The organism is Arthrobacter sp. MOO21 (genome assembly GCF_057369995.2).
The window spans coordinates 126,475-146,535 of the sequence record NZ_CM170671.2; the positions used below are offsets into that span (position 1 = coordinate 126,475).

Here is a 20,061-nt window from a genome sequence, read left to right on the forward strand (position 1 = left end):
TGTCTATCCTGCCGGGCGGTGCCCCTGCAGGACAGCGTCCCTAGTGGTCCACTGCCTTCTCGGCGCCGATTCCCGTCAGGGACCGGACTTCCATCTCGGCCTGCTTTGCCGGGTCCTCGCTCCTCTTGTCCAGGGTGGTGCCCAGCCAGCCCAGGAAGAAGGCCAGCGGAATGGACACGATGCCGGGGTTGCTGAGCGGGAAGAGCGCAAAGTTGGCGCCGGGGATCATCGAGGTCTTCGCACCGGACACCACCGGCGAGAAGACGATCAGCAGGATCGCGGCCGCCAGCCCGCCGTACATGCTCCACACGGCGCCCTGGGTGGTGAATTTCCGCCAGAACAGCGAGTAGATGATGGTGGGCAGGTTGGCCGAAGCGGCAACGGCGAAGGCCAGTGCCACCAGGAAGGCGACGTTCTGCCCGTTGGCGAAGATGCCACCCAGGATGGCCAGCACGCCGATGACCACGACGGTGCGCCGCGCCACGCGGACCTCGGTGGCGGCGTCGGCCTTGCCCTTGGCGATGACGTTGGCGTAGATGTCGTGGGCGAAGGATGCCGCCGCCGTGATGGTCAGGCCGGCAACCACCGCCAGGATGGTGGCGAAGGCGACCGCGGAGATGAAGCCGAGCAGTAGCGGCCCACCCAGGTGGAACGCCAGCAGCGGGGCGGCTGCGTTGACGCCGCCGGGTGCGGACTTGATGGTGTCCGCCCCCACCAGGGCCGCGGCGCCGTACCCCAGCACCAGGGTGAAGAGGTAGAAGAGCCCGATGAGCCAGATGGACCAGACCACGGACTTGCGCGCTTCCTTGGCCGTGGGGACGGTGTAGAAGCGCATCAGGACGTGCGGCAGTGCTGCGGTGCCAAGCACCAGCGCCAGGCCCAGGGACATGAAGTCGAGCTTGGAGGTATCGGACTTGCCGTACTGCAGGCCCGGGTTGAGCACAGCCGGGTTGTTGGCCGTCTCTGCGGCGCCGCCCAGCAGGCTGGAGAGGTTGAAGCCATAGATGGCCAGGACCCACAGGGTCATGACGGCTGCGCCGGCGATCAGGAGCATGGCCTTGATGATCTGGACCCAGGTGGTGCCCTTCATGCCGCCGATCAGGACGTACATGATCATGAGGGCGCCGACGACGATGATCACCAGCGCCTGTCCGCCCCAGTCGCTGATGCCCAGCAGCAGGGAGATCAGGCTGCCTGCGCCGGCCATCTGCGCCAGGAGGTAGAAGAAGCAGACCGCGAGGGTGGAAATGGCCGCCGCGATCCGGACGGGGCGCTGCTTCAGCCGGAAGGACAGCACGTCCGCCATGGTGAACTTGCCCGTGTTGCGCAGAAGTTCGGCAACAAGCAGCAGTGCCACCAGCCAGGCCACCAGGAAGCCGATGGAGTACATGAACCCGTCGTAGCCGTTGATGGCGATGGCGCCCGTGATGCCCAGGAAGGATGCGGCTGACAGGTAGTCCCCCGCAATTGCCGTGCCGTTCTGCGAGCCGGTGAACGACCGGCCGGCGGCGTAGTAGTCGGCGGCGGTCTTATTGTTGCGGCTCGCGCGGAACACAATCACCATGGTCACGGCCACGAACAGGCCGAAGATGCCCATGTTCAGCAGGGTGGTGTCCTTGAGCGCGGCGACGTCCACCGCTGCGGGAATTGCGATCATTTGTTGGCTCCGCCCACTCGGTTTCCGTTCCTATCGAATTCGTGCCCCTCGATCTCATGCCGGATCTCCGAGGCGATGGGATCCAGCTTCTTATTGGAGTAGTGCACGTACCAGCCGGTAATGGCGAACGTCGAGACGAACTGGAGCAGGCCCAGGATCAGGCCGATGTTGATGTTGCCCCAGACCTTGGTGGACATGAATCCCACCGCGTAGTCGGCGAGCAGGACGTACGCGAAGTACCACAGCAGGAAGACCACTGCCATGGGGAAGACAAAGCTGCGGTGACGCTTGCGCAATTCCTGGAACTGCCCGGTCGACTGGACTTGTTCAAAGTCCACGGACGCCGCCGCGTCCGGAGTATGGGCATCGTGACCCATCGTTCCTCCTCATTGAGTTGCCGGAACACACCGGGCGGCAGGCCCTGATTCGCACAGGGGCACCGCAGATGTGACACCAATCACTTTGCCGTCCGGTTGCCATCCTGTTCCAGCACATCACCGCCGCCGTCGCTCAACGGTCGCGATGCTGCGGCAAACGGTTCCCGCGGCTACGCTGGGCACCATGCCGGACTCCCCCCTCCTGACCGCCGCGGCCGTGGCGGTGATCGCGATGTCGATTGCCGTCGTCGTCGCCGTGGGCCTGAAGGTGCTGCGCTCCTTCCGGGAGCTGGGCACCGACGCAGAACGCGCCACCTACCACACCCTCCACGCCGCGTCGCAGGCGGGGCAGCACCTGCGGCGCGGCCTCAACCCCGCAGGTGCCGCGAAGGCCAGCCGGCAGCTGCGGGCCCTGCTGGGCTGCGAGGCCCTGGCCATCACGGACACCAACGGAGTCCTGGCGTGGGACGGGGCCCAGGACGACGCCGGGACGGACCTGATGGAGCTGGCCTCGAGTGTGCTGGCCTCGGGCAGGGCGGCCGTTCTCCCCGCCGGCCCGGAAGGAACGGGCGGTGCGCTGGCCGCGGTGATCTCCCCGGTGCGGGCCGGCAGGCGCGTGGCCGGCGTCGTCGCGGCGTTCGCACCCTCGGCCGGCGCGGGCCTGGTCCGGGCCACGGGAGAGGTGGCCGACTGGGTAGCCGCCCAGGTCGAACTGGCGGAACTGGACGCGTCCCGCACCCTGCTGATGGAAGCCGAGGTGCGCGCGCTTCGGGCCCAGATCAGCCCCCACTTCATCTACAACTCACTCAACGCCATCGCATCCTTCATTAATACCGACCCGGCGCGGGCTCGGGAGCTGGTGGTGGAGTTCGCGGATTTCACCCGGTACTCCTTCCGCCGGCACGGCGACTTCACCACCCTTGCCGAGGAGCTCCGCTGCATCGACCGCTACCTGCTGCTCGAACGCGCCAGGTTCGGCGAGCGCGTCCAGGTCAGCCTTCGGGTGGCCCCGGAAGTGCTGGGCACGGTCATTCCCTTCCTCAGCCTCCAGCCGCTGGTGGAGAACGCCGTCCGGCACGGGCTCGAGGCCAAGGAGGGGCCGGGGCACATCAGCATCACGGCCGAGGACGCCGGAGCCTTCGCCGAGGTGACCATCGAGGACGACGGCGTGGGCATGGACCCCGGGCACCTGCGGTCCATGCTGGCGGGCCACACCGACGGGGACCACGTGGGGCTGCGGAACGTGGATGCTCGGCTCCGCCAGGTGTACGGCAATGACCACGGACTGGTGATTGAAACCGCCCCCGGCGAAGGCACGCTGATCACCATGCGGGTGCCGAAATCCCAGCCCGGGCACGACGCGTAAAGGCAGTGCCCGCCCCTGGACGTACCCTAGGAGCATGATTAACGTCCTCGTCGTTGACGATGAGCTGCCTGCCGTGGAGGAACTGGCATTCCTGCTGGGCAGGGATGAGCGCGTCGGCAGGATCCAGCGGGCAACCTCCGGCAGCGAGGCCCTCCTTGCGCTGTCCGCCGGCGGCATCGACGCCGTCTTCCTGGACATCCATATGCCGGCTGTGTCCGGGCTGGACATAGCGGCAGCCATCGCCAGGAGCAGCAATCCGCCGGTGGTGGTTTTCGTTACCGCGGACGAGGAGCATGCCTTGGCGGCGTTTGAGCTGGCTGCCGTGGATTACCTGCTCAAGCCGGTCCGGGCCGAACGCCTGGCCCGTTCTGTGGCCCGGATCTGTGAACTGCGCGACGGAGGGGCCGCGCCGGAGATGATCACCGTGGACCAGGGCGGGACCACCAGGATGATCCGGCGTGACGACGTCACGTACGTCCAGGCGCAGGGGGACTATGCGCGGCTCCACACCGCCGACGCCAGCTACCTTATCCGCGTGCCGCTGGCAGACCTGGAGCAGCAATGGGCCGACGCGGGCTTCATCCGTACCCACCGTTCCTACCTGGTGGCCCTCAAGCATGTGTCTTCGATGAAGCTGGCCGCCGACGGGCCCCGCGTGACCGTGGCCGGCGCGGGCCTGCCGATCAGCCGTCGCCACCTGCCCACGGTGCGGGAGAGGCTGGAAGCCACCAGGATCAGGCCGCACTCATGACCCGGGTCCGGGTGACCGCCCCGCACACGGCACAGGGTATTCCGGCGCGGACACCGGGCCAGCGCATCCCGAACCAGCGCACGGCAGGGCCGCTGGAATCCCGGGAAGCCGCGCAGGACTCGGAGGTGGGCCAGGTTTTCGTCCGGTCCCTGATCAGGTCCCAGCTGCGGCTGGCCCTGGTGGTGGCCGGCGGCTTCTTGCTGATCCTCGCCGCGTTCCCGCTGGTGCTGGTCCTGGTCCCGGGCCTTGCCGAGTCGGGAATTGCCGGCATTCCCTTCGGGTGGCTGCTGCTGGGCGTCGGGACCTACCCCGTGATCGGGCTTAGTGCATGGCTGTACGTCCGGACGGCGGCGCGCAATGAGGCGCGCTACCGCGACCTGGCTGGCGAACAATGACTCGGGGAACAATCCACCGGCGTGCGGCGGGGACCGGGTGAGCGCCGGCGTCGCACTCGCCGCCATTGCCGTGGTGACCGTAGCTACCGCCGTCATCGGCTTCTACGGGCTGCGCATCTCGCGGACTACCAGCGACTTCTACGTTGCCTCACGGACGGTCCGTCCCTGGTGGAACGCCTCCGCAATCGGAGGTGAATACCTCTCCGCCGCCAGTTTCCTGGGCGTGGCAGGACTCATCCTGCTCTCGGGTACCGACGCCCTCTGGTTTCCTGTGGGATACACCGCCGGCTACCTGATGCTGCTGCTCTTCGTCGCCGCTCCGCTGCGCCGTTCCGGGGCCTACACCATCCCGGACTTCACCGAGGCCCGGCTGGCATCGCCCGCAGTCCGAAGAGTCACCAGCCTGGCCGTGGTGACTGTGGGGTGGCTGTACATCGTTCCCCAGCTGCACGGCGCGGCGCTCACCGTCCGCATCGCCACCGGCCTGCCCTCATGGGTCGGCTCGGTGGCTGTCGTGGTGGTGGTCTGCCTGACGGTGGTGGCCGGCGGGATGCGGTCCATCACCTTCGTCCAGGCGTTCCAGTACTGGCTCAAGCTGACGGCCCTGGCCGTGCCCATCCTGTTCATCATCTTCGTGCTCGCCGGGAACGGGACGGAGCCGCTGGCCGCGCCCGCTGCCAACCCCACCGGTGCCCCGCCCGCCGGGCTGTACCAGAACGTGTCCCTGCTGGTGGCCCTGCTCTTCGGCACTCTCGGCCTGCCGCACGTGCTGGTCCGTTTCTATACCAATCCGGATGGGCATTCAGCGCGCCGTACCACCCTGATCGTGCTGGGACTGCTGTCCGTCTTCTACCTGTTTCCCACCGCCTACGGGCTGGTGGCCCGCGTGTTCGCGCCCGGCCTGGCCCGCGCCGGACAGCCCGACGCCATGGTGCTGCTCCTGCCGGGACAACTGTTGGGCGGGGTGGCCGGCGATCTGCTCTCCGCCCTCGTCGTGGCCGGGGCCTTCGCCGCGTTCCTGTCCACCACGTCGGGACTGGTGGTGTCCCTGGCGGGTGTCATCAGCCAGGACGTGCTGGGCGGCAGTGTCCGGGGGTTCCGGCTCGCCGCCGTCATGGCCGTCGTCGTTCCGCTGGGCTTTGCCTTCATGACCGACTCCCTGGCCCTGGCCGGAAGCGTCGGTCTGGTGTTTGCCTTCACCGCTTCCACTGTCTGCCCGGTGCTCCTCCTGGGCATCTGGTGGCGGGGCCTGACGGATGCCGGTGCCATCGCCGGCATGCTGACCGGCGGAGTGCTGTGCGGCGGGGCCATGGTCGTTGGCGCCGTCGCCGGCACCGGCCAGACACCTCCGTGGCTGGCGCAGCCCGCGGCCTGGACCGTGCCCGCGGCCTTCGCCGTCATGGTCGTCGTTTCCCGGGCCACCGCCCACCGCGTACCCGCTTCGATGCCGCGGATCATGACCCGGCTGCATACTCCGGAACGGCCCCTGGCAACGGAACGGTGACCGGGAGGACAATGACGCCATGTCCATCGACGACGGCGGAACGTCCCGCCGGCAGGGCGAAATCCCTGCATCCGTCCGCGCGCAGCTGCTGGCCACGGAGCACTGGGGCCTGCTGGCGTCGCGGAGCACGGCGCAGGGCGAGGTGCTGACCCGGATCAGCATGTTCCTGACCTTCACCTCGGCAAGCGTGGTCAGTGTTGCCCTGGTGGGCCAGGCCACCGGGTTTTCGGATGATTTTGTCCTGCTGGCTGTGGCTGTCCTGTTCGTTGATGCCGCGGTGGGGCTCCTGACCCAGCTGCGGGTGGAAAACGTGGCGCACGAGGACCTGATGTACGTGACGGCGATGAACAGGCTGCGGGCCGCCTACGTGGAGCTGGACCCGGGCGTTGCCCCCTACCTGATGGCAGCCCACCATGACGACGAGGCCGGCTCGAAGCAAACCTACTATTTCTTCGGCAACCGGGGCACTTTCAGCCACGTGGCGGGTAGCAGCATGATCTTCATAACGACGGCGAATGCTGCCCTGATTGCCGTCCTTGCAGGGCTGTTGCTGTCCCTGGCGGGCAGTGGAACGGCGGTGTCAACTGTCGCGGGCGCCGTGTGCGGGGCTGCATTCCTGGCCGCGTCCGCCATACGCGGCTACCGGGGCTACCGGGACGTCTGGCGGCGCTTTACGCCGCTCTCCCCCACCCCGCCGGGCGCGGAGTGACAAATGTCCGGCTGGTGGCCGGTCAGTCGATGGCCGCCATCAGCTCCACAACGCGGTCCAGGAACGCGTCAACCTGCGACTCCTCGTAGCCGTCGCGGCCCACGGCCGGGCGGAACACCGCACGGCGCACGCTGTCCACGCTCAGCGGCTTGTCCTGTTCGAGGTAGGCCACGAGTTCCCGGCACAGCCGGTCCACGTCGTCGGTGTTGTAACTGCGGGCCTTCTTCCTGGCCGGCCTGCGGAAGCGTTCGCCGTCCGGGCGGTGCAGCCGGCCCCGCAGGATGCCTGAGAGGTTTCCAATCTCCCGCAGCCAGGCGTCCTCGCCGCGGGCCGCAATCAGCTCATCCCGTTCCCGGCGGGCAAAGGCGTCCTCCAGCCGGTCCAGCGCGGCGTCGACCACGGCCGCCGAATAGCCGCCCTTGACGGGATCGAAAGAGACGGCCCTGACGTCGGAGCTGTCCACCGGTTCGGTGGCTGCCTCGGGAGTCTCGAGTGAGATGCGGGCCCGCCGCAGGAACTCATCCACCTGCTTGGCGTTGTAGCCGTACTCGCCGCGGTGTACGCGCTCAAAGGACGCAGGGATCTGCCGATGAATGTCCAATGCCACTTCGATTCCTTCAATGCTCTTCAGCCGTAGTGCTTCCGCACCAGTTTAGGGTGACGGGGCCGGCGCCGGCCGTCCGTCCCTGTTTGTGTCCCGGGCCTCCGCCGGCACCGCCAAGGGGGCCTGCAGGACGTCCGGCTGGATTACGCGCCGGCGACCAGCCCGTAGAGGACGAAGGCCACCGGCGAGCTGAACACTATCGAGTCCAGCCGGTCCATCACTCCCCCGTGCCCGGGCAGGATGCTGCTCATGTCCTTCACGCCGAGTTCCCGCTTGACCATCGACTCCGCGAGGTCACCGGCGGTGGAGGCGGCCACAGTGCCAACCGCCAGCACGACACCGACCCACCACGGCTTGTCCAGCACAAAGACCGCTGCCAGGACCCCGACCACCGTGGCACCGGCCACCGATCCGGCAAAGCCCTCCCAGGATTTCTTCGGGCTGATTTTCGGCGCCATCGGGTGCTTCCCCAAGGATGCGCCCACCAGGTAGCCGAAGGTGTCGTTCGAAACCACCAGCAGGAGCATCACGGCGATCTGCCAGGCGCCCTCGGGCACGGTCCCACCGGGCCACAGTCCCAGCGGGGTGGTGCCCCCTGCGTGCAGCGGCAGCGCGGCAAAGCTGATGAAGAAGGGTACCCACCCCAGGGTGAAGACCCCGGCGAAGATGCTGTTGGCCGACCCTGCCGCACTTTCGATGGAACGCCACAGAAGCACGGCCACGGCGCTGAGCAGCATGGCGAACAGCTGGCTTTCGATGCCGCCGAAGTACGCGGCGAAAGGCATGGCCACCGTGCCGGTCATCACCGGGATGATGGGCATCCTGGTGCCGTTGGCTTCCAGGGCCCGGTAGACCTCCCACACGCCAAAGACGGCAAACGCGGTGGTGACCGCAACAAAGCCGAGCGGCAGGAACAGCAGTCCCCCCAGCACCGCGAGCAGCATGGCCACGCCCACCACAACCGCGGCGGGCAGGTTCCGCCCGGCCTTCGGCGTCGGATTGCTCCTGGGCTGCTTCCCCTGTGTGCGCGCCCGTGCTGCCGGGGCCTGTTCTGCCTGGCCCATCAGACTTCGAGCAGCTCTGCTTCCTTGCGCTTGAGCAGCTCGTCGATGCCGTCCACGTGGGCCTTCGTCAGGCTGTCCAGTTCCTTTTCGGCCCGGCTGCCCTCGTCTTCCCCGGCTTCGCCGTCCTTGACCAGGCGGTCCAGGGTCTCCTTGGCCTTCCGGCGGATGTTGCGGATGGAGATCTTGGCCTCCTCACCCTTGGTCTTGACGATCTTGACGTACTCCTTGCGGCGTTCCTTGGTCAGTTCAGGAATGGTGATCCTGATGACGTTGCCGTCGTTGGAGGGGTTGGCGCCGACCTCGGAGTCGCTCAGGGCACGTTCGATGTCCCGCATGGCGGTTTTGTCGAACGGGGTGATGAGGATGGTGCGGGCGTCGGGGATGGCGAACGAGGCCAGCTGCTGCAGCGGGGTGGGCGAGCCGTAGTAGTCCACCAGGACCTTGTTGTACAGGCCGGGGTTGGCGCGGCCGGTGCGGATGGAAGCGAAGTCTTCCTTGGCTACCTCAACCGCCTTGTCCATCTTTTCTTCGGCCTCGAGCAAGGTTTCTTCGATCACGGTTTCTCCTGACGGTTCTGGTGCGGTCCCGGGCACCGGTCCATGCACACACGCGGTTCTCTGTTGCTGGTTCCGTCCCCGCCGGCCGGCGGGGACGGAACTGTCCTGGAATCATCCTAGCCGCAGCTGATATGAGTTGAGTTAGTCCTTCCCAAACACCTCCGGAGATGTCAGGACGGGATGTATCAGATTCCCTTGGGGGCCCGGGCGGAATGATCCGCGGGCCCTCCCGATACCTTCGGAGGTGTTTGTTATGTCTGTTCAGGCCTCTGCGGCCACTGATTTCCCTCTGGTTGTCGCTGTGGATGTGGGCAAGACGGTGGTTGCGTTGTCGGTCACCGATGCGGGCCGGCACCGCTTGTTGGGTCCGGTGAATTTTGAGATGACCGGCCGGGGTCTGGAGAGTGTCCTCGCGCTGATCAGAAACAGACTTGCGGGTGCGGATGGTCCGGTGAAGGTCGGGATCGAGGCTGCCGGGCATTATCACCGGCCGTTGCTGGGACCGTCCGTGTGGCCTGCGGGCTGGCAGGTGCTGGAGCTGAATCCGGCGCATGTCGCTGAACAGCGCAGGGTCCAGGGACGCCGGCGGGTCAAGACCGATGCCTTGGATCTGGAGGCGATCACGGAACTGGTGCTGGCCGGCCGCGGCATCGGGGTTGCTGACCGTGAGGCCGTGATCGGTGAGCTGGGCGCGTGGGCCGCGCACCGGACCCGCCGGGTCCAGTCGCGGACCGCGACGAAGAACCAACTGCTGGGCCAGTTGGACCGGGCCTTCCCCGGACTGACGCTGGCTCTGCCGGATGTCCTCGGCACCAGGGTCGGCAGGCTCGTGGCCGCTGAATTCGCCGACCCGAAGCGGCTCGCCGCGCTTGGGGCGGGCCGCTTCGTCCGGTTCGCGGCGGGCCGCGGCCTTCAGGTCCGCCAGCCGCTGGCCGAACGGCTAATTCAGGCCGCCCGCAACGCGCTGACCACAGTCGACGCGGCGGTGGCGCGGAAAGTGCTGGCCGCGGATCTGGCGTTAGTCACGGAGCTCACGGCGCAGATCGACGCTGCAGAGGCCGAACTCGCCCGGCTGCTACCGCTGAGCCCGTTCGCGACGCTCACCACGACCCCGGGGTGGGGTGTGGTCAGGGCCGGCACCTATGCCGGGGTGCTGGGTGACCCGCAGCGCTGGCCCGGGCCCTCGCAGATCTACCGGGCCTCAGGGCTCTCACCCACCCAGTACGAGTCCGCTGGCAAGCGACGTGACGGATCCATCAGCAGGGAAGGCAGCGTGGCGCTGCGACGGGCCCTGATCGATCTCGGCATGGGTCTGTGGTTGACTGACCCGCCCAGCCGGGCCTACGCCGCCGGGCTCAAGGCGCGGGGCAAGAAAGGCGGCGTCATCGCCTGCGCGATGGCGCACCGCGCCACCAGGATCGCGTATGCCATGGTCCGGGACGAGGCCGTCTACGACCCCGCCCGCTGGGAGTGAGCATCCGGGCCCGGAGTGGCTTTGCCGGATAGCTGCCGATGCCGCCGTCGGCGCAAGGGAGCGGTCAACATGGAGCGCCCGCAGCGCAGCGAGGACGAACGACGGTGACAGCGACAAGCCGGCGGCACACCATTCGGCCAGCCGGAAAGCCCCCGCCAGTTCCGGGATTCAAGGAGGTACACCAACCTAAAACCACTTCACAACCCCGGCCGGCGGTGAGACGCTGGAACCGACGAAGGGCCGGACCAGACGCCGCCGCAGCTATGGCGGACGCTCACGCGTTACGCCGCGCCTAGCTTGGCGCCCGGCCCTTCGCCTCCCGGCCGCAGCCCGAACGACGCCAGATGACCCGGAGAATTGGCCCCGAGGTCGGATAAGTCAGCGTGGGCGCGGACCCGGAACCACGCCGGTCCAGCCAAAAAACCGCCAGCCGCCAAACCCCTCCGAGCGCCGCCGCCCCGCCCCCAGGCGCCGGCACCGCTGTGTCCGGACGCGGCCTTGACACGACCTATAGCCAGCTAGGCGGTGACCAGTGTGCCCAGCTTCTCGCCGAGGATGGCGCGGGTGACGTTCCCCTCACCCTCCATGCCAAAGACCACCATGGACAGGTTGTTGTCCTTGCACATGGTCATGGCGGTCTGGTCCATCACCCGGATGTCGCGGCGCAGGGCGTCGTCATAGCTGAGGGTTTCGAGCCGCTCGGCGGTGGGGTCCTTCTTGGGGTCGGCGGTGTACACGGCGTCCACGCCGCTCTTGGCCATGAGGACCACGTCAGCGTGGACCTCAAGGGCGCGCTGGGCGGCCACGGTGTCCGTGGAGAAGTACGGGAGGCCGGCGCCGGCGCCGAAAATCACCACGCGGCCTTTTTCCATGTGCCGGATGGCCCGGCGCGGAATGTAGGCCTCGGCAACCTGGCCCATGGTGATGGCGCTCTGGACGCGGGTTTCCACGCCCGCCTGCTCCAGGAAGTCCTGCAGCGCCAGGCAGTTCATGACGGTGCCCAGCATGCCCATGTAGTCCGCGCGGGAGCGGTCCATGCCGCTCTGGGACAGCTCGGCGCCGCGGAAGAAGTTCCCGCCGCCCACCACGATGGCCACTTCAACTTCGGGGACGGCTGCAGCGATCTGCTTGGCGACGTCGCGGACGGTTTCGGGGTCGACACCCAGTTTCCCGCCGCCGAAGACCTCGCCGGAGAGCTTCAGGAGGACCCGGCGCCTGCTTTTGTCTGAATGGATGACAGTGTTGACGGCTTCCATGATGCCTTCCCGTTGATGAGTCTGAAAAAAGGGTATCCTGCCGGGGCCGGTGGTGGCACCGTCCCCGTTGCATGCAAAAGGGGCGGCCACCGAAGTGGCCACCCCCTCGCAGTTTCGACTAGGAGCCGACGCGGAAACGCGTGAACGCCGTTCCCTTGACACCGGCCTCTTCGAGGACCTGTGCCACGGACTTCTTGGCGTCCTTCGCGAATGCCTGGTCAACCAGGACCTCGCCCTTGTAGAAGCCCGTCACGCGGCCTTCGACAATCTTGGTGAGGGCGGCTTCGGGCTTGCCCTCGGCCTTGGCGGTCTCTTCGGCGATGCGGCGCTCGGACTCGACGAGCTCGGCCGGAACGTCCTCGCGGGTGAGGTAGTTCGGAGCCATCGCGGCGATGTGCACAGCGACGTCGTGGGCGGCGGTGGCAGCGGCTTCGCCTTCACCGTCAACAGCGAACAGCACGCCGACCTGGGCCGGGAGGTCCTTGGAGGTCTTGTGCAGGTAAGCGTCGACCGTTGCACCCTCGATGCGGGAGATGCGGCGGACAACAACCTTCTCGCCCAGGATCGCGCCCTCTTCGACGACAACCTCGGACAGCGGCTTGCCGTCAACGTCGGTGGCGAGCAGGGTCTCAAGGTCGGCAGCGCCGGACTCGACGGCGATGGCCAGGACCTTGTCCGCAAGCTGGATGAACTTGTCAGCCTTGGCGACGAAGTCGGTCTCGCAGTTGACCTCGATCATGACGCCGACGCCGTTGCTGACCTTGGCGGCCACGAGGCCTTCAGCGGTGGAGCGGCCTTCACGCTTGGTAGCGCCCTTGAGGCCCTTGATGCGGATGATTTCGATGGCCTTCTCGGCGTCACCGTTAGCTTCGTCAAGAGCCTTCTTGACGTCCATCATGCCGGCGCCGGTGCGCTCGCGCAGGGCCTTGATGTCCGCGGCAGTGTAGTTCGCCATGTGAACCCCTCTGTCTAGAAATGTGTGGTGGTGTACGGACCGACAGGACAGCAGCCCACGACGGTGGGCTGCCATCCTGTCAGCAGCTCCGGCTGCGGACAGCGCGGAGAATCCGGATTTACTTGTCTTACTTGGCGTCTTCGGCGGGAGCCTCGGCAGCCGCCGGGGCTTCAGCCTCTGCTGCCGGAGCGGCTGCAGCTTCTGCCTTGCTGCCTTCGAGGAGTTCGCGCTCCCATTCGGCCAGGGGCTCTTCCGGAGCTTCGGCTGCACCCGTGCCACGGCTGTTGCGGGCAATGAGGCCCTCGGCAACGGCGTCGGCAACAACGCGGGTCAGGAGGTTCACGGAGCGGATGGCGTCGTCGTTGCCCGGGATCGGGAAGTCGACTTCGTCGGGGTCGCAGTTGGTGTCCAGGATGGCAACCACGGGGATGTTCAGCTTCTTGGCCTCGTCAACGGCGAGGTGTTCCTTCTTGGTGTCCACGACCCAGAGCAGGGAGGGAGCCTTGGTCAGGTTGCGGATACCGCCGAGGTTGGACTCCAGCTTGGTGAGCTCGCGCTTGAGCAGCAGCAGTTCCTTCTTGGTGTAAGCGGAACCGGCGACGTCGTCGAAGTCGATCTCTTCGAGTTCCTTCATGCGCTGGATACGCTTGGCAACCGTCTGGAAGTTGGTCAGCATACCGCCGAGCCAACGCTGGTTGACGTAGGGCTGGCCGACGCGGGTTGCCTGCTCGGCAATCGCTTCCTGGGCCTGCTTCTTGGTGCCGACGAACAGCACGGTGCCGCCGTGGGCAACAGTGGCCTTGACGAACTCGTAGGCGCGGTCGATGTAGGACAGCGACTGCTGAAGGTCGATGATGTAGATGCCGTTGCGCTCGGTGAAGATGAAGCGCTTCATCTTCGGGTTCCAACGGCGGGTCTGGTGTCCAAAGTGGACGCCGCTGTCAAGCAGCTGGCGCATGGTTACGACGGGCATGCCGACGCTCCTTTTCCCGGCAGGTCATTCATGAGAGAGCCCGGAGGCTTCTTACCCTGCCAAATAGTTGACGGTTGATTAGCGTGGCCCGGGTTCGGGCCGTGCTCCTGGCATCCATCGCCCTTCCCATCCGCGCCGCGTGGCACGGACCGCAGGAAGCGCGATCCTCCGTTGGACAAACGCTGGTGCGTTGGCCGCCGGAGGGCTGGATGCGCGTAGTCAGCCGCTGCTCCCCCACACTCCTGAATGAGATGTGCCGACGCGATCCGGACAGGGGTAAACGCCATTGGCGTTGACCACTGGTTCGGGAAGCGTAGAGGGCGCAGCAAACTGCTCCATCAAGTGTACTACAGGCACCCGCGTCCGGCGGACCGGCGGGACGGCCCGCAACCGTTGTCCACATAGCAGGAAAAAGGCCTGCCGTGGTCCCCATTCGGGAGGCATGCTGGCGGAATGAAACCCCCCATCCTCCTGGCCGCCCTCCTGTTGCTGCCCGCGTCCGTGGCCTCCGCAGGCCACCCGTCCGCAGGTTTTCCCGTCAGTGCACCTGCCAGCCTGGCTGGCAGTGCAGCTTACGTGCGGACACTGTCCGTGCGTCCGGACATAACGACGGCGGCCGGCGGGATGGTTGCGGCGCCCTCCTGGCGCTGGCCGCTGGCTCCGCGGCCGCCCGTGCTCCGCGGCTTCGATCCCCCGCCCAAACCCTGGCTCAGCGGGCACCGGGGCGTGGACCTGGGCGCCGCGGGCGCCGGAGCGCAGGTGACGTCCCCCGCCGCCGGCACGGTGGGTTTCGTGGGCGTGGTGGTGGACCGGCCCGTCATTACCATCGACCATGGCGGCGGCCTGCGGAGCAGCTTCGAGCCGGTGGACAGCGCGTTGGCGGTGGGCAGCGCGGTGGCCGCGGGCCAGGTGATCGGCACCGCCCTGCCCGGGCATTGCCCGGCCGCCAGCTGCGTCCACTGGGGTGTCCGCGACGGTGCGGAGTACGTCAATCCGCTGCAGTTCGTCGTGGACCTTCGCCCGTCGGTTTTGCTGCCCCTGTCAGGTGCACCCGGGCGGGCGCATCCCGGCTAGACGATGGCAGAGATGCCCGTGATGGCCCGTCCGGTGACCAGGGTGTTGATTTCGGCCGTGCCTTCGTACGAGTAGATAGCCTCCGCGTCGGCGAAGATCTTGGCCATTTCGAAGTCGGTCACAATGCCGTTGCCGCCCAGGATGCTGCGGCCGAGGGCCACGCTCTCCCGCATGCGGGCGGTGGCGAAGGCCTTGCCCAGCGCGGATTGCTCATCCTTGGCCGTCCCCTCGTCCTCCAGCTGGGAGAGCCGCACCATCATGCCCATGGAGCTGACGGCGTTGCCCAGGATCCGGACCAGCTGGTCCTGGATGAGTTGGAACGAAGCCAGGGGACGGCCGAACTGGTGGCGTTCCACCGCGTAGCGCCGGGCAACGTCGAACGCCGCCAGCTGCAGGCCGACTGCCTGCCAGGCAACAGCCAGGCGCGTCACCTTCAGGACCTTGTTGACGTCGCGGAAGCTGTTGGCGTTCGCCAGCTTGAAGAAGTCCGGGACCACCACGTCTTCCAGGAGGATGTCGGCATTCTGGACCGTACGGAGCGAGATCTTGTTTTCGATTTTTTCCGTGCGGATGCCCGCCAGGGAAGTGTCCACGAGGAACCCCTTGACCTGGTTGTCCGCCACGTCGCGGGCATAGACCACCACCCAGTCAGAGAAGGTGGCGTTGCCAATCCACCTCTTGGCTCCGTTGAGGACCCAGTTGCCACCGTCCTTCCGGGCTGTTGTCCGGGTTCCCCCGGCGACGTCGCTGCCGCCCAGCGGCTCCGTCAGCCCGAAGGCACCGATCTTCTTCAGGGAATAGATCTCCGGCAGCCACTCGTCCTTCTGCTCTTGGGAAGCCAGCGCCTCGATGGAGCCGGTGAACAGCCCGTCATGCACGCCCAGGAAGGTGGCGATGGAGGCGTCCGCCCGCGTGACTTCCGCGTGCAGCATGCCGGCGAAGAGGTTCGAGTAGCCCTGGCGCCGGACCGGGCTTACCAGGTCCACGCCGGCAAGCTTCGGCACCAGGTCCATCGGGAATTCCGCACGGTTCCAGCAATCCACCGCAATGGGGCGGACTTCGCGTGCCAGGAAGTCCCGGACTTCGGCGAGCCGGTCCCGCTCCTTGCCGGAAAGGAGCTGCTCGAAGGCGTAGAAGTCCCCGTCGGCGTATGGAAGCTCTTGGAAGTCGGCAGCAGAGGTGGCCATGGGTACCTTCTTTGATGATCAGCGCTCACCATGCATCAGGAGCGACACACGGTATGTTACTGACCAGTAACATACCGCAGGATGTGCCTGGCGCCAATAATTCACAGCGTTAAAGCGGAAACCGCGGCCGACGTAAGACGTCGGCCGCGGTTTTGCGACTCATTGCGTGCACGTAGGGCTACTCGGACTTGAACCGAGGACCTTAGGATTATGAGTCCCGCGCTCTAACCAGCTGAGCTATAGCCCCAATGCCCGGGACGGCCGGCGTGGAAACGCTGCGGTCCGGCAGGGCAAAAACACTCTAGCAAACCCGGGAAAGGGTTTAGACCACTTTGTCCTCGAAGGACGCGCCGCGGTACAGGTCCTCGAAGGTCTGGAGGGTGCCCTGGATGCTGTGCGGCTCCACCATCTCGCGGCTGGCCCGGCCCATGGCGAGCTGTTCGTCCTTGGGAAGCTCCAGGACCTGGGTGATCTTCTTCGCCAGGTCGTCGCTGTCGTTCGGCGTAAAGAGGTAGCCGTTCCGGCCGTCGCGCACCAGGTGCGGCAGTGCCATGGCGTCCGCAAGCACCACCGGGGTCGAGGCGGACATGGCTTCCAGGGTGACCAGGGACTGCAGCTCCGCCGTTCCCGGCATGCAGAACAGGTCGGCCCGGATATAGGCACGGCGCAGGTCGGCATCGCTGGCGAGGCCCAGGAATTTGACCCTGTCCCCCAGGCCGAGCCGCTGTACCAGATCCTCCAGGGACTCACGCACTTCGCCGCCGCCGACGATTTCCAGGTGCACGTTCAGCTCCCGGGGAGTCTTGCTGATGGCCCTGATCAGGACGTCCACGTGCTTTTCCTCCGCCAGCCGGCCGGCGAACAGCACGGTGGGGTGCGGGTGCGGCTCGATGTGCTCGCCGGGCAGGAGCTCGTAGGCGGTGGAGTCGATGCCGTTGGACAGGGGCAGGACCTTGCGCAGGAAGGCATGCTCATGCATGGCCTTGGCCGCCAGCGGGGTGGGCGTGGTAATCACGTCCGCCTGCCCCATCACCTTGCCCATGTCCTTCCAGGAAATCCGTCCAATGATGTCCTTGAACCACTGGGGGAATGGCAGGAACGGGTTGAGGTTTTCCGGCATGAAGTGGTTGGTGGCAACGACCCGCACGCCGCGCTTCACGGCCTCGTAGAGCACGTGCTCGCCAATCATGTAGTGGCTTTGGATGTGCACGACGTCCGGCTTCACTCGGTCGAACAGAAGGCTGATTTCCTTCTTGATTTCCCAGGGGAAGCAGATGCGGAAGGTGTCGTGGGTGGGGACGCTGTGGGAGCGGAGGCGGTGGACAGTTGCCTCGTCGCGGAATTCGGTGAAGCTCTTTCCCTTGCCGTCGCGGCAGGCGAGGACGTGGACGTTGTGCCCCCGCGCAGTCATGCCCTTGGCCAGGCGGTACCCGAACTGGGCAGCCCCATTGACGTGGGGTGGGTAGGTGTCAGCGGCGATCAGGATGGTGAGGGGGCGCTGGTCGGCTGGCGTGGTCATGGAGTACTCCTGATGGTCACGGTGCGGACAGCATGGAACTGGCAGCACGGTTGGCTGCGTTGCATTGGCATGCGGCCTCGTGGGATTGCTGGGTGTTAAGCGGGTTCGGGCTAGTGGGACGGCCTGCCGGCGGCCTTCCGCGCGTCCTTCTTGCGCTTGGTGACCTCCGGGTGGTGCCGGGAAAGGGCGATAACCCCAACGATAGCAAGGCAGGCCGCCGTTCCCATTGCAATCGCCATGACCGCGTGCACATCGGGGCGCAGTTCGCCGAGGATGATGATGCCGATGGCGATACCCACCATGGGGTCGATCACGGTCAGTCCGGCGATCACCAGGTCCGGCGGGCCGGTGGAGTACGCACTCTGGACAAACCATGATCCCAGGCCACCGGCGGCGATGATGGCCAGCACCGAGTACCACTGCACGTTCAGCAGGAAGAGGCCGTTGGGGTCAAGGAGGTGCTTGCCGATGATCCGGGTCAGCACCGCCACGAAGCCGAAGAGGACGCCGGCGCCGAGGATGTAGACGAAAGAGTTCATACGGTGCCTGAACATCACCGCCAGGGTCCCGAACAGTCCCACCGCAAGGGCCAGCAGGAGCACGATGGTCAGTTCGTCCTCCAGGCTGACATGGTGGCTTTCCTGGGTGACGTTGACGGCGAGCAGCACGAAGAGCGCGGATCCCGTCACGCAGGCGGCGATCGAAACGGCGGTGGCCCGGTTGATGGTGAGGTCCTGGTCCCGCGCGTTAATGATGGTGGTGATGACGAGGGCTATGGCGCCGATGGGCTGCACCACCGTGAGCGGGGCTGACACCAGCGCCACGGCATTCATGGCCATGCCGGTGCACAGCAGTAGGAGGCCGAACATCCAGCGGGGGTTGCGCAGAAGGCGGAGGAAACCGTTGGAGCTCAACGCCAGGCCGCCTGTGTCCGCTTTAACCGCACTGCCCTGGCGCTGCGCGCCAAGGGCGAGGCAGAACGCGCCCAGGACCGCCAGGCCGACGGCCACCCAAACCATCAGGCGGTCCCGCCGTCGTGCCGTTTCTGTTCCCTGCCCTTGCGCAGGATGGCCCAGAAGTAGTTGTAGGCGGCGATCCAGTGGCCCACAAGGCCCAGGCCAAGCACCACCCAGGCGGCGGCAAAGAGTTGGGCAGAGGCCCCGGTGTCCAGCCGGGAAAGGACAAGCAGCGGTGTCCCCAGCAGCAGCAGGCCGGTCCTGACCTTGCCCACTACGCTCACCGGGAGGTCGGGGTGGCCGCGGAAGAAGAAGAGCGTCAGGGCAAGCAGCACGGTGTCCGGGACCACCAGTGCGGCCAGGTACAGCCAATGCACGACGCCGGCGATCACCAGGGTGACGGCGACGGCTATCATGGCCAGGCGGTCGGCGATGGGATCCAGTACCCGGCCCAGCCTGGAAGCCTGGTCGAAGCGGCGGGCAACGTAGCCGTCAATCCAGTCGGTTCCGGCCATGACTGCCAGGACGACGACCCCCGCTCCGTATTCCCGTTGCGCAAGGACAAGCCAGATGAAGAGCGGCACGCCCATGAACCGCACGACGGTGAGCAGGTTGGGAATGGTGAACACGGCGTCGTGGTCCACCTGGGGACGGCCAGGCCGCGCGCCTGCACCGATGAACTTCACCCGTCCCCCTTTCCTTCCTGCCGCTTCCGGTCGCGCCCTGTGATGGTGCGCCTCGTCTGATGGTGCGCGCTGCGTGGTGGCGTGCTGCGTAGTGGCGTACTGCGTACCCTGGCGCTGATGGTGGCCGGGGCTAGTAGGTGCGCAGGAGCCGCCGGAGCAGGACCACCAGGACGGTCCCGGCAGCGGCGAGGGCTGCCAGCGGCTTCCAGCGCTCCCGGAGGCTGGCGGAACCGGACAGGCCTGCCAGCTTCTGGGCGGCGGCGTCCTTGGTGCGGGCGGCGAACACCTGGCCTTCGCGCGCCTTTTGCTGCGCGGCGGCCAGCAGGTACTGGCCCTGGGTCTTCAGGTCGAGTTCCGTACCGAGTTCATCCCGGACTTCGGTCAGGTGGTGCCGGCGCTGGTTCAGGCGGCGTGCCAGCTCGGGCTCGGAAGCGTGCGGGTACTCCTGGTCGTGCTGGGCGGCCTTGGCTTCCTTCTCGGCCTTGGCTTTGGCAGCGGCTTCGGCCTTGGCGGCCTTCGCGGCCTTGCCTTCGGGGCTTTCCGGATCCAGCACGGCAGGGTTGAACGCGGATCCCTCCTTGGCAACGCCGATGTCGTACTTGATCCCCCGGATGGTTTCCTCCGGCAGCAGCGGCATGGCTTTCTTGAACCTGCCGACGCCCACCAGGGCGCCGATGAGCGCGATCAGCAGGAAGGCCGCGGAGACCAGGAGGGCTGCCAGCCAGGCGGGCATGATGGTGGCCAGGCCCATGATGGCGGCAACGATCAGCCCCACTACCAGGAAGAGGAGGAAGACGAGGGCGACAGCGAGGAAGGCGGCGGCAACTCCGACCTGGACACCTTTGCGCTTCAGTTCGAACTTGGCGAAGGCGATCTCGTCATTGAGCTGGCGGGGCGCCAACCGGAAAAGGAGTTTTAGCGTCCCGGGCAGCGCGGTGAAGCGCAATCCCGGGCTGGTACGCCCGCTGTGACGTCCGCTCATCGGTGCCGCCTTACT

At 66.8% G+C, this 20,061-nt stretch carries 20 protein-coding genes and 1 tRNA gene; 7 read left to right on the forward strand and 14 right to left on the reverse strand.

Annotated elements, in window-relative coordinates; translation table 11 throughout:
* Positions 1-40: 40 nt before the first annotated feature.
* Positions 41-1,657 carry a monocarboxylic acid transporter gene (locus AC2JAJ_RS00610; protein WP_486414642.1) on the reverse strand — a complete coding sequence of 539 codons (1,617 nt, stop codon included), beginning with the start codon at positions 1,655-1,657 and terminating at the stop codon, positions 41-43.
* Positions 1,654-2,034 carry a DUF485 domain-containing protein gene (locus AC2JAJ_RS00615; RefSeq protein WP_486414641.1) on the reverse strand — a complete coding sequence of 127 codons (381 nt, stop codon included), beginning with the start codon at positions 2,032-2,034 and terminating at the stop codon, positions 1,654-1,656. The genes AC2JAJ_RS00610 and AC2JAJ_RS00615 overlap by 4 nt, the downstream gene beginning before the upstream one ends.
* A 184-nt stretch (positions 2,035-2,218) precedes the next feature.
* Between AC2JAJ_RS00615 and AC2JAJ_RS00620 the strand changes: the two genes are divergently transcribed.
* From AC2JAJ_RS00620 to AC2JAJ_RS00640, 5 genes are read left to right on the forward strand one after another with little or no spacing between them, the layout of a single operon-like run.
* A complete protein-coding gene (locus AC2JAJ_RS00620; RefSeq protein ID WP_486414640.1) occupies positions 2,219-3,400 on the forward strand; it encodes a sensor histidine kinase in 1,182 nt (393 codons plus the stop codon).
* Between the two features lie 34 nt (positions 3,401-3,434).
* Positions 3,435-4,151 carry a LytR/AlgR family response regulator transcription factor gene (locus AC2JAJ_RS00625; RefSeq protein ID WP_221383841.1) on the forward strand — a complete coding sequence of 239 codons (717 nt, stop codon included), beginning with the start codon at positions 3,435-3,437 and terminating at the stop codon, positions 4,149-4,151.
* Entirely contained in the window at positions 4,148-4,546 is a 399-nt protein-coding gene (locus AC2JAJ_RS00630; protein ID WP_221383842.1) for a DUF485 domain-containing protein, read from the forward strand. The genes AC2JAJ_RS00625 and AC2JAJ_RS00630 overlap by 4 nt, the downstream gene beginning before the upstream one ends.
* A gap of 37 nt (positions 4,547-4,583) precedes the next feature.
* The gene (locus AC2JAJ_RS00635) at positions 4,584-6,050 is read left to right on the forward strand and encodes a sodium/solute symporter (RefSeq protein WP_486416761.1); all 1,467 of its coding nucleotides are present in this window, start codon (positions 4,584-4,586) and stop codon (positions 6,048-6,050) included.
* Positions 6,051-6,069: 19 nt separating this feature from the next.
* Entirely contained in the window at positions 6,070-6,759 is a 690-nt protein-coding gene (locus tag AC2JAJ_RS00640; protein WP_486414639.1) for a hypothetical protein, read from the forward strand.
* Between the two features lie 22 nt (positions 6,760-6,781).
* Here the strand turns inward: AC2JAJ_RS00640 and AC2JAJ_RS00645 are convergent, their stop codons facing one another.
* The 3 genes from AC2JAJ_RS00645 to frr all read right to left on the reverse strand — a co-directional run bounded on the left by AC2JAJ_RS00645 (position 6,782) and on the right by frr (position 8,984).
* Entirely contained in the window at positions 6,782-7,366 is a 585-nt protein-coding gene (locus AC2JAJ_RS00645) for a DivIVA domain-containing protein (protein ID WP_221383844.1), read from the reverse strand.
* A 140-nt stretch (positions 7,367-7,506) separates the two neighbouring features.
* The gene (locus AC2JAJ_RS00650) at positions 7,507-8,427 is read right to left on the reverse strand and encodes a phosphatidate cytidylyltransferase (protein WP_486414638.1); all 921 of its coding nucleotides are present in this window, start codon (positions 8,425-8,427) and stop codon (positions 7,507-7,509) included.
* Positions 8,427-8,984 carry a ribosome recycling factor gene (frr, locus tag AC2JAJ_RS00655; protein WP_221383846.1) on the reverse strand — a complete coding sequence of 186 codons (558 nt, stop codon included), beginning with the start codon at positions 8,982-8,984 and terminating at the stop codon, positions 8,427-8,429. Before frr ends, AC2JAJ_RS00650 begins: the two co-directional genes overlap by 1 nt.
* Before the next feature lie 253 nt (positions 8,985-9,237).
* On the opposite strand from frr, the gene AC2JAJ_RS00660 reads away from it, so the two are divergent.
* On the forward strand, positions 9,238-10,458 hold the full coding sequence (locus AC2JAJ_RS00660) for an IS110 family RNA-guided transposase (RefSeq protein WP_486414637.1): 1,221 nt from the start codon (positions 9,238-9,240) through the stop codon (positions 10,456-10,458).
* A gap of 518 nt (positions 10,459-10,976) precedes the next feature.
* On the opposite strand, the gene pyrH is transcribed toward AC2JAJ_RS00660, so the two are convergent.
* The 3 genes from pyrH to rpsB all read right to left on the reverse strand — a co-directional run bounded on the left by pyrH (position 10,977) and on the right by rpsB (position 13,642).
* The gene (pyrH, locus tag AC2JAJ_RS00665) at positions 10,977-11,714 is read right to left on the reverse strand and encodes a UMP kinase (protein WP_221383847.1); all 738 of its coding nucleotides are present in this window, start codon (positions 11,712-11,714) and stop codon (positions 10,977-10,979) included.
* Between the two features lie 118 nt (positions 11,715-11,832).
* The gene (tsf, locus tag AC2JAJ_RS00670; protein ID WP_221383848.1) at positions 11,833-12,669 is read right to left on the reverse strand and encodes a translation elongation factor Ts; all 837 of its coding nucleotides are present in this window, start codon (positions 12,667-12,669) and stop codon (positions 11,833-11,835) included.
* 127 nt (positions 12,670-12,796) lie between these two features.
* Positions 12,797-13,642: a 30S ribosomal protein S2 gene (gene rpsB, locus AC2JAJ_RS00675; RefSeq protein ID WP_221383849.1), complete on the reverse strand. Its 846-nt coding sequence runs from the start codon at positions 13,640-13,642 to the stop codon at positions 12,797-12,799.
* 453 nt (positions 13,643-14,095) lie between these two features.
* Here rpsB and AC2JAJ_RS00680 point away from each other — a divergent pair, with 453 nt between their 5' ends.
* Positions 14,096-14,716, forward strand: a complete 621-nt coding sequence (locus AC2JAJ_RS00680) for a peptidoglycan DD-metalloendopeptidase family protein (protein ID WP_486414636.1) — start codon at positions 14,096-14,098, stop codon at positions 14,714-14,716.
* Here the strand turns inward: AC2JAJ_RS00680 and AC2JAJ_RS00685 are convergent.
* The 6 genes from AC2JAJ_RS00685 to AC2JAJ_RS00710 form a co-directional block, all read right to left on the reverse strand.
* Positions 14,713-15,903: an acyl-CoA dehydrogenase family protein gene (locus tag AC2JAJ_RS00685; protein ID WP_486414635.1), complete on the reverse strand. Its 1,191-nt coding sequence runs from the start codon at positions 15,901-15,903 to the stop codon at positions 14,713-14,715. The two genes, AC2JAJ_RS00680 and AC2JAJ_RS00685, sit on opposite strands and share 4 nt — an antisense overlap.
* A 173-nt stretch (positions 15,904-16,076) precedes the next feature.
* Positions 16,077-16,150: transfer RNA gene (locus AC2JAJ_RS00690), tRNA-Ile, on the reverse strand.
* A 75-nt stretch (positions 16,151-16,225) separates the two neighbouring features.
* The gene (locus AC2JAJ_RS00695; protein WP_221383852.1) at positions 16,226-17,422 is read right to left on the reverse strand and encodes a glycosyltransferase; all 1,197 of its coding nucleotides are present in this window, start codon (positions 17,420-17,422) and stop codon (positions 16,226-16,228) included.
* 110 nt (positions 17,423-17,532) lie between these two features.
* A complete protein-coding gene (locus AC2JAJ_RS00700; RefSeq protein ID WP_486414634.1) occupies positions 17,533-18,441 on the reverse strand; it encodes a DMT family transporter in 909 nt (302 codons plus the stop codon).
* Positions 18,441-19,064, reverse strand: coding sequence for a CDP-alcohol phosphatidyltransferase family protein (locus AC2JAJ_RS00705; RefSeq protein ID WP_486414633.1), 624 nt, complete (start codon positions 19,062-19,064; stop codon positions 18,441-18,443). Before AC2JAJ_RS00705 ends, AC2JAJ_RS00700 begins: the two co-directional genes overlap by 1 nt.
* Before the next feature lie 130 nt (positions 19,065-19,194).
* Positions 19,195-20,046, reverse strand: coding sequence for a phage holin family protein (locus AC2JAJ_RS00710; protein WP_486414632.1), 852 nt, complete (start codon positions 20,044-20,046; stop codon positions 19,195-19,197).
* Between the last annotated feature and the right edge of the window lie 15 nt (positions 20,047-20,061).

Coding starts and splice junctions, on each gene's coding strand:
- AC2JAJ_RS00610 (WP_486414642.1), bottom strand. CDS start 1,657: ATGATCGCAATTCCCGCAGCGGTGGACGTCGCCGCGCTCAAGGACACC.
- AC2JAJ_RS00615 (WP_486414641.1), bottom strand. CDS start 2,034: ATGGGTCACGATGCCCATACTCCGGACGCGGCGGCGTCCGTGGACTTT.
- AC2JAJ_RS00620 (WP_486414640.1), top strand. CDS start 2,219: ATGCCGGACTCCCCCCTCCTGACCGCCGCGGCCGTGGCGGTGATCGCG.
- AC2JAJ_RS00625 (WP_221383841.1), top strand. CDS start 3,435: ATGATTAACGTCCTCGTCGTTGACGATGAGCTGCCTGCCGTGGAGGAA.
- AC2JAJ_RS00630 (WP_221383842.1), top strand. CDS start 4,148: ATGACCCGGGTCCGGGTGACCGCCCCGCACACGGCACAGGGTATTCCG.
- AC2JAJ_RS00640 (WP_486414639.1), top strand. CDS start 6,070: ATGTCCATCGACGACGGCGGAACGTCCCGCCGGCAGGGCGAAATCCCT.
- AC2JAJ_RS00650 (WP_486414638.1), bottom strand. CDS start 8,427: ATGGGCCAGGCAGAACAGGCCCCGGCAGCACGGGCGCGCACACAGGGG.
- AC2JAJ_RS00660 (WP_486414637.1), top strand. CDS start 9,238: ATGTCTGTTCAGGCCTCTGCGGCCACTGATTTCCCTCTGGTTGTCGCT.
- pyrH (WP_221383847.1), bottom strand. CDS start 11,714: ATGGAAGCCGTCAACACTGTCATCCATTCAGACAAAAGCAGGCGCCGG.
- tsf (WP_221383848.1), bottom strand. CDS start 12,669: ATGGCGAACTACACTGCCGCGGACATCAAGGCCCTGCGCGAGCGCACC.
- rpsB (WP_221383849.1), bottom strand. CDS start 13,642: ATGCCCGTCGTAACCATGCGCCAGCTGCTTGACAGCGGCGTCCACTTT.
- AC2JAJ_RS00680 (WP_486414636.1), top strand. CDS start 14,096: ATGAAACCCCCCATCCTCCTGGCCGCCCTCCTGTTGCTGCCCGCGTCC.
- AC2JAJ_RS00685 (WP_486414635.1), bottom strand. CDS start 15,903: ATGGCCACCTCTGCTGCCGACTTCCAAGAGCTTCCATACGCCGACGGG.
- AC2JAJ_RS00695 (WP_221383852.1), bottom strand. CDS start 17,422: ATGACCACGCCAGCCGACCAGCGCCCCCTCACCATCCTGATCGCCGCT.
- AC2JAJ_RS00700 (WP_486414634.1), bottom strand. CDS start 18,441: ATGGTTTGGGTGGCCGTCGGCCTGGCGGTCCTGGGCGCGTTCTGCCTC.
- AC2JAJ_RS00710 (WP_486414632.1), bottom strand. CDS start 20,046: ATGAGCGGACGTCACAGCGGGCGTACCAGCCCGGGATTGCGCTTCACC.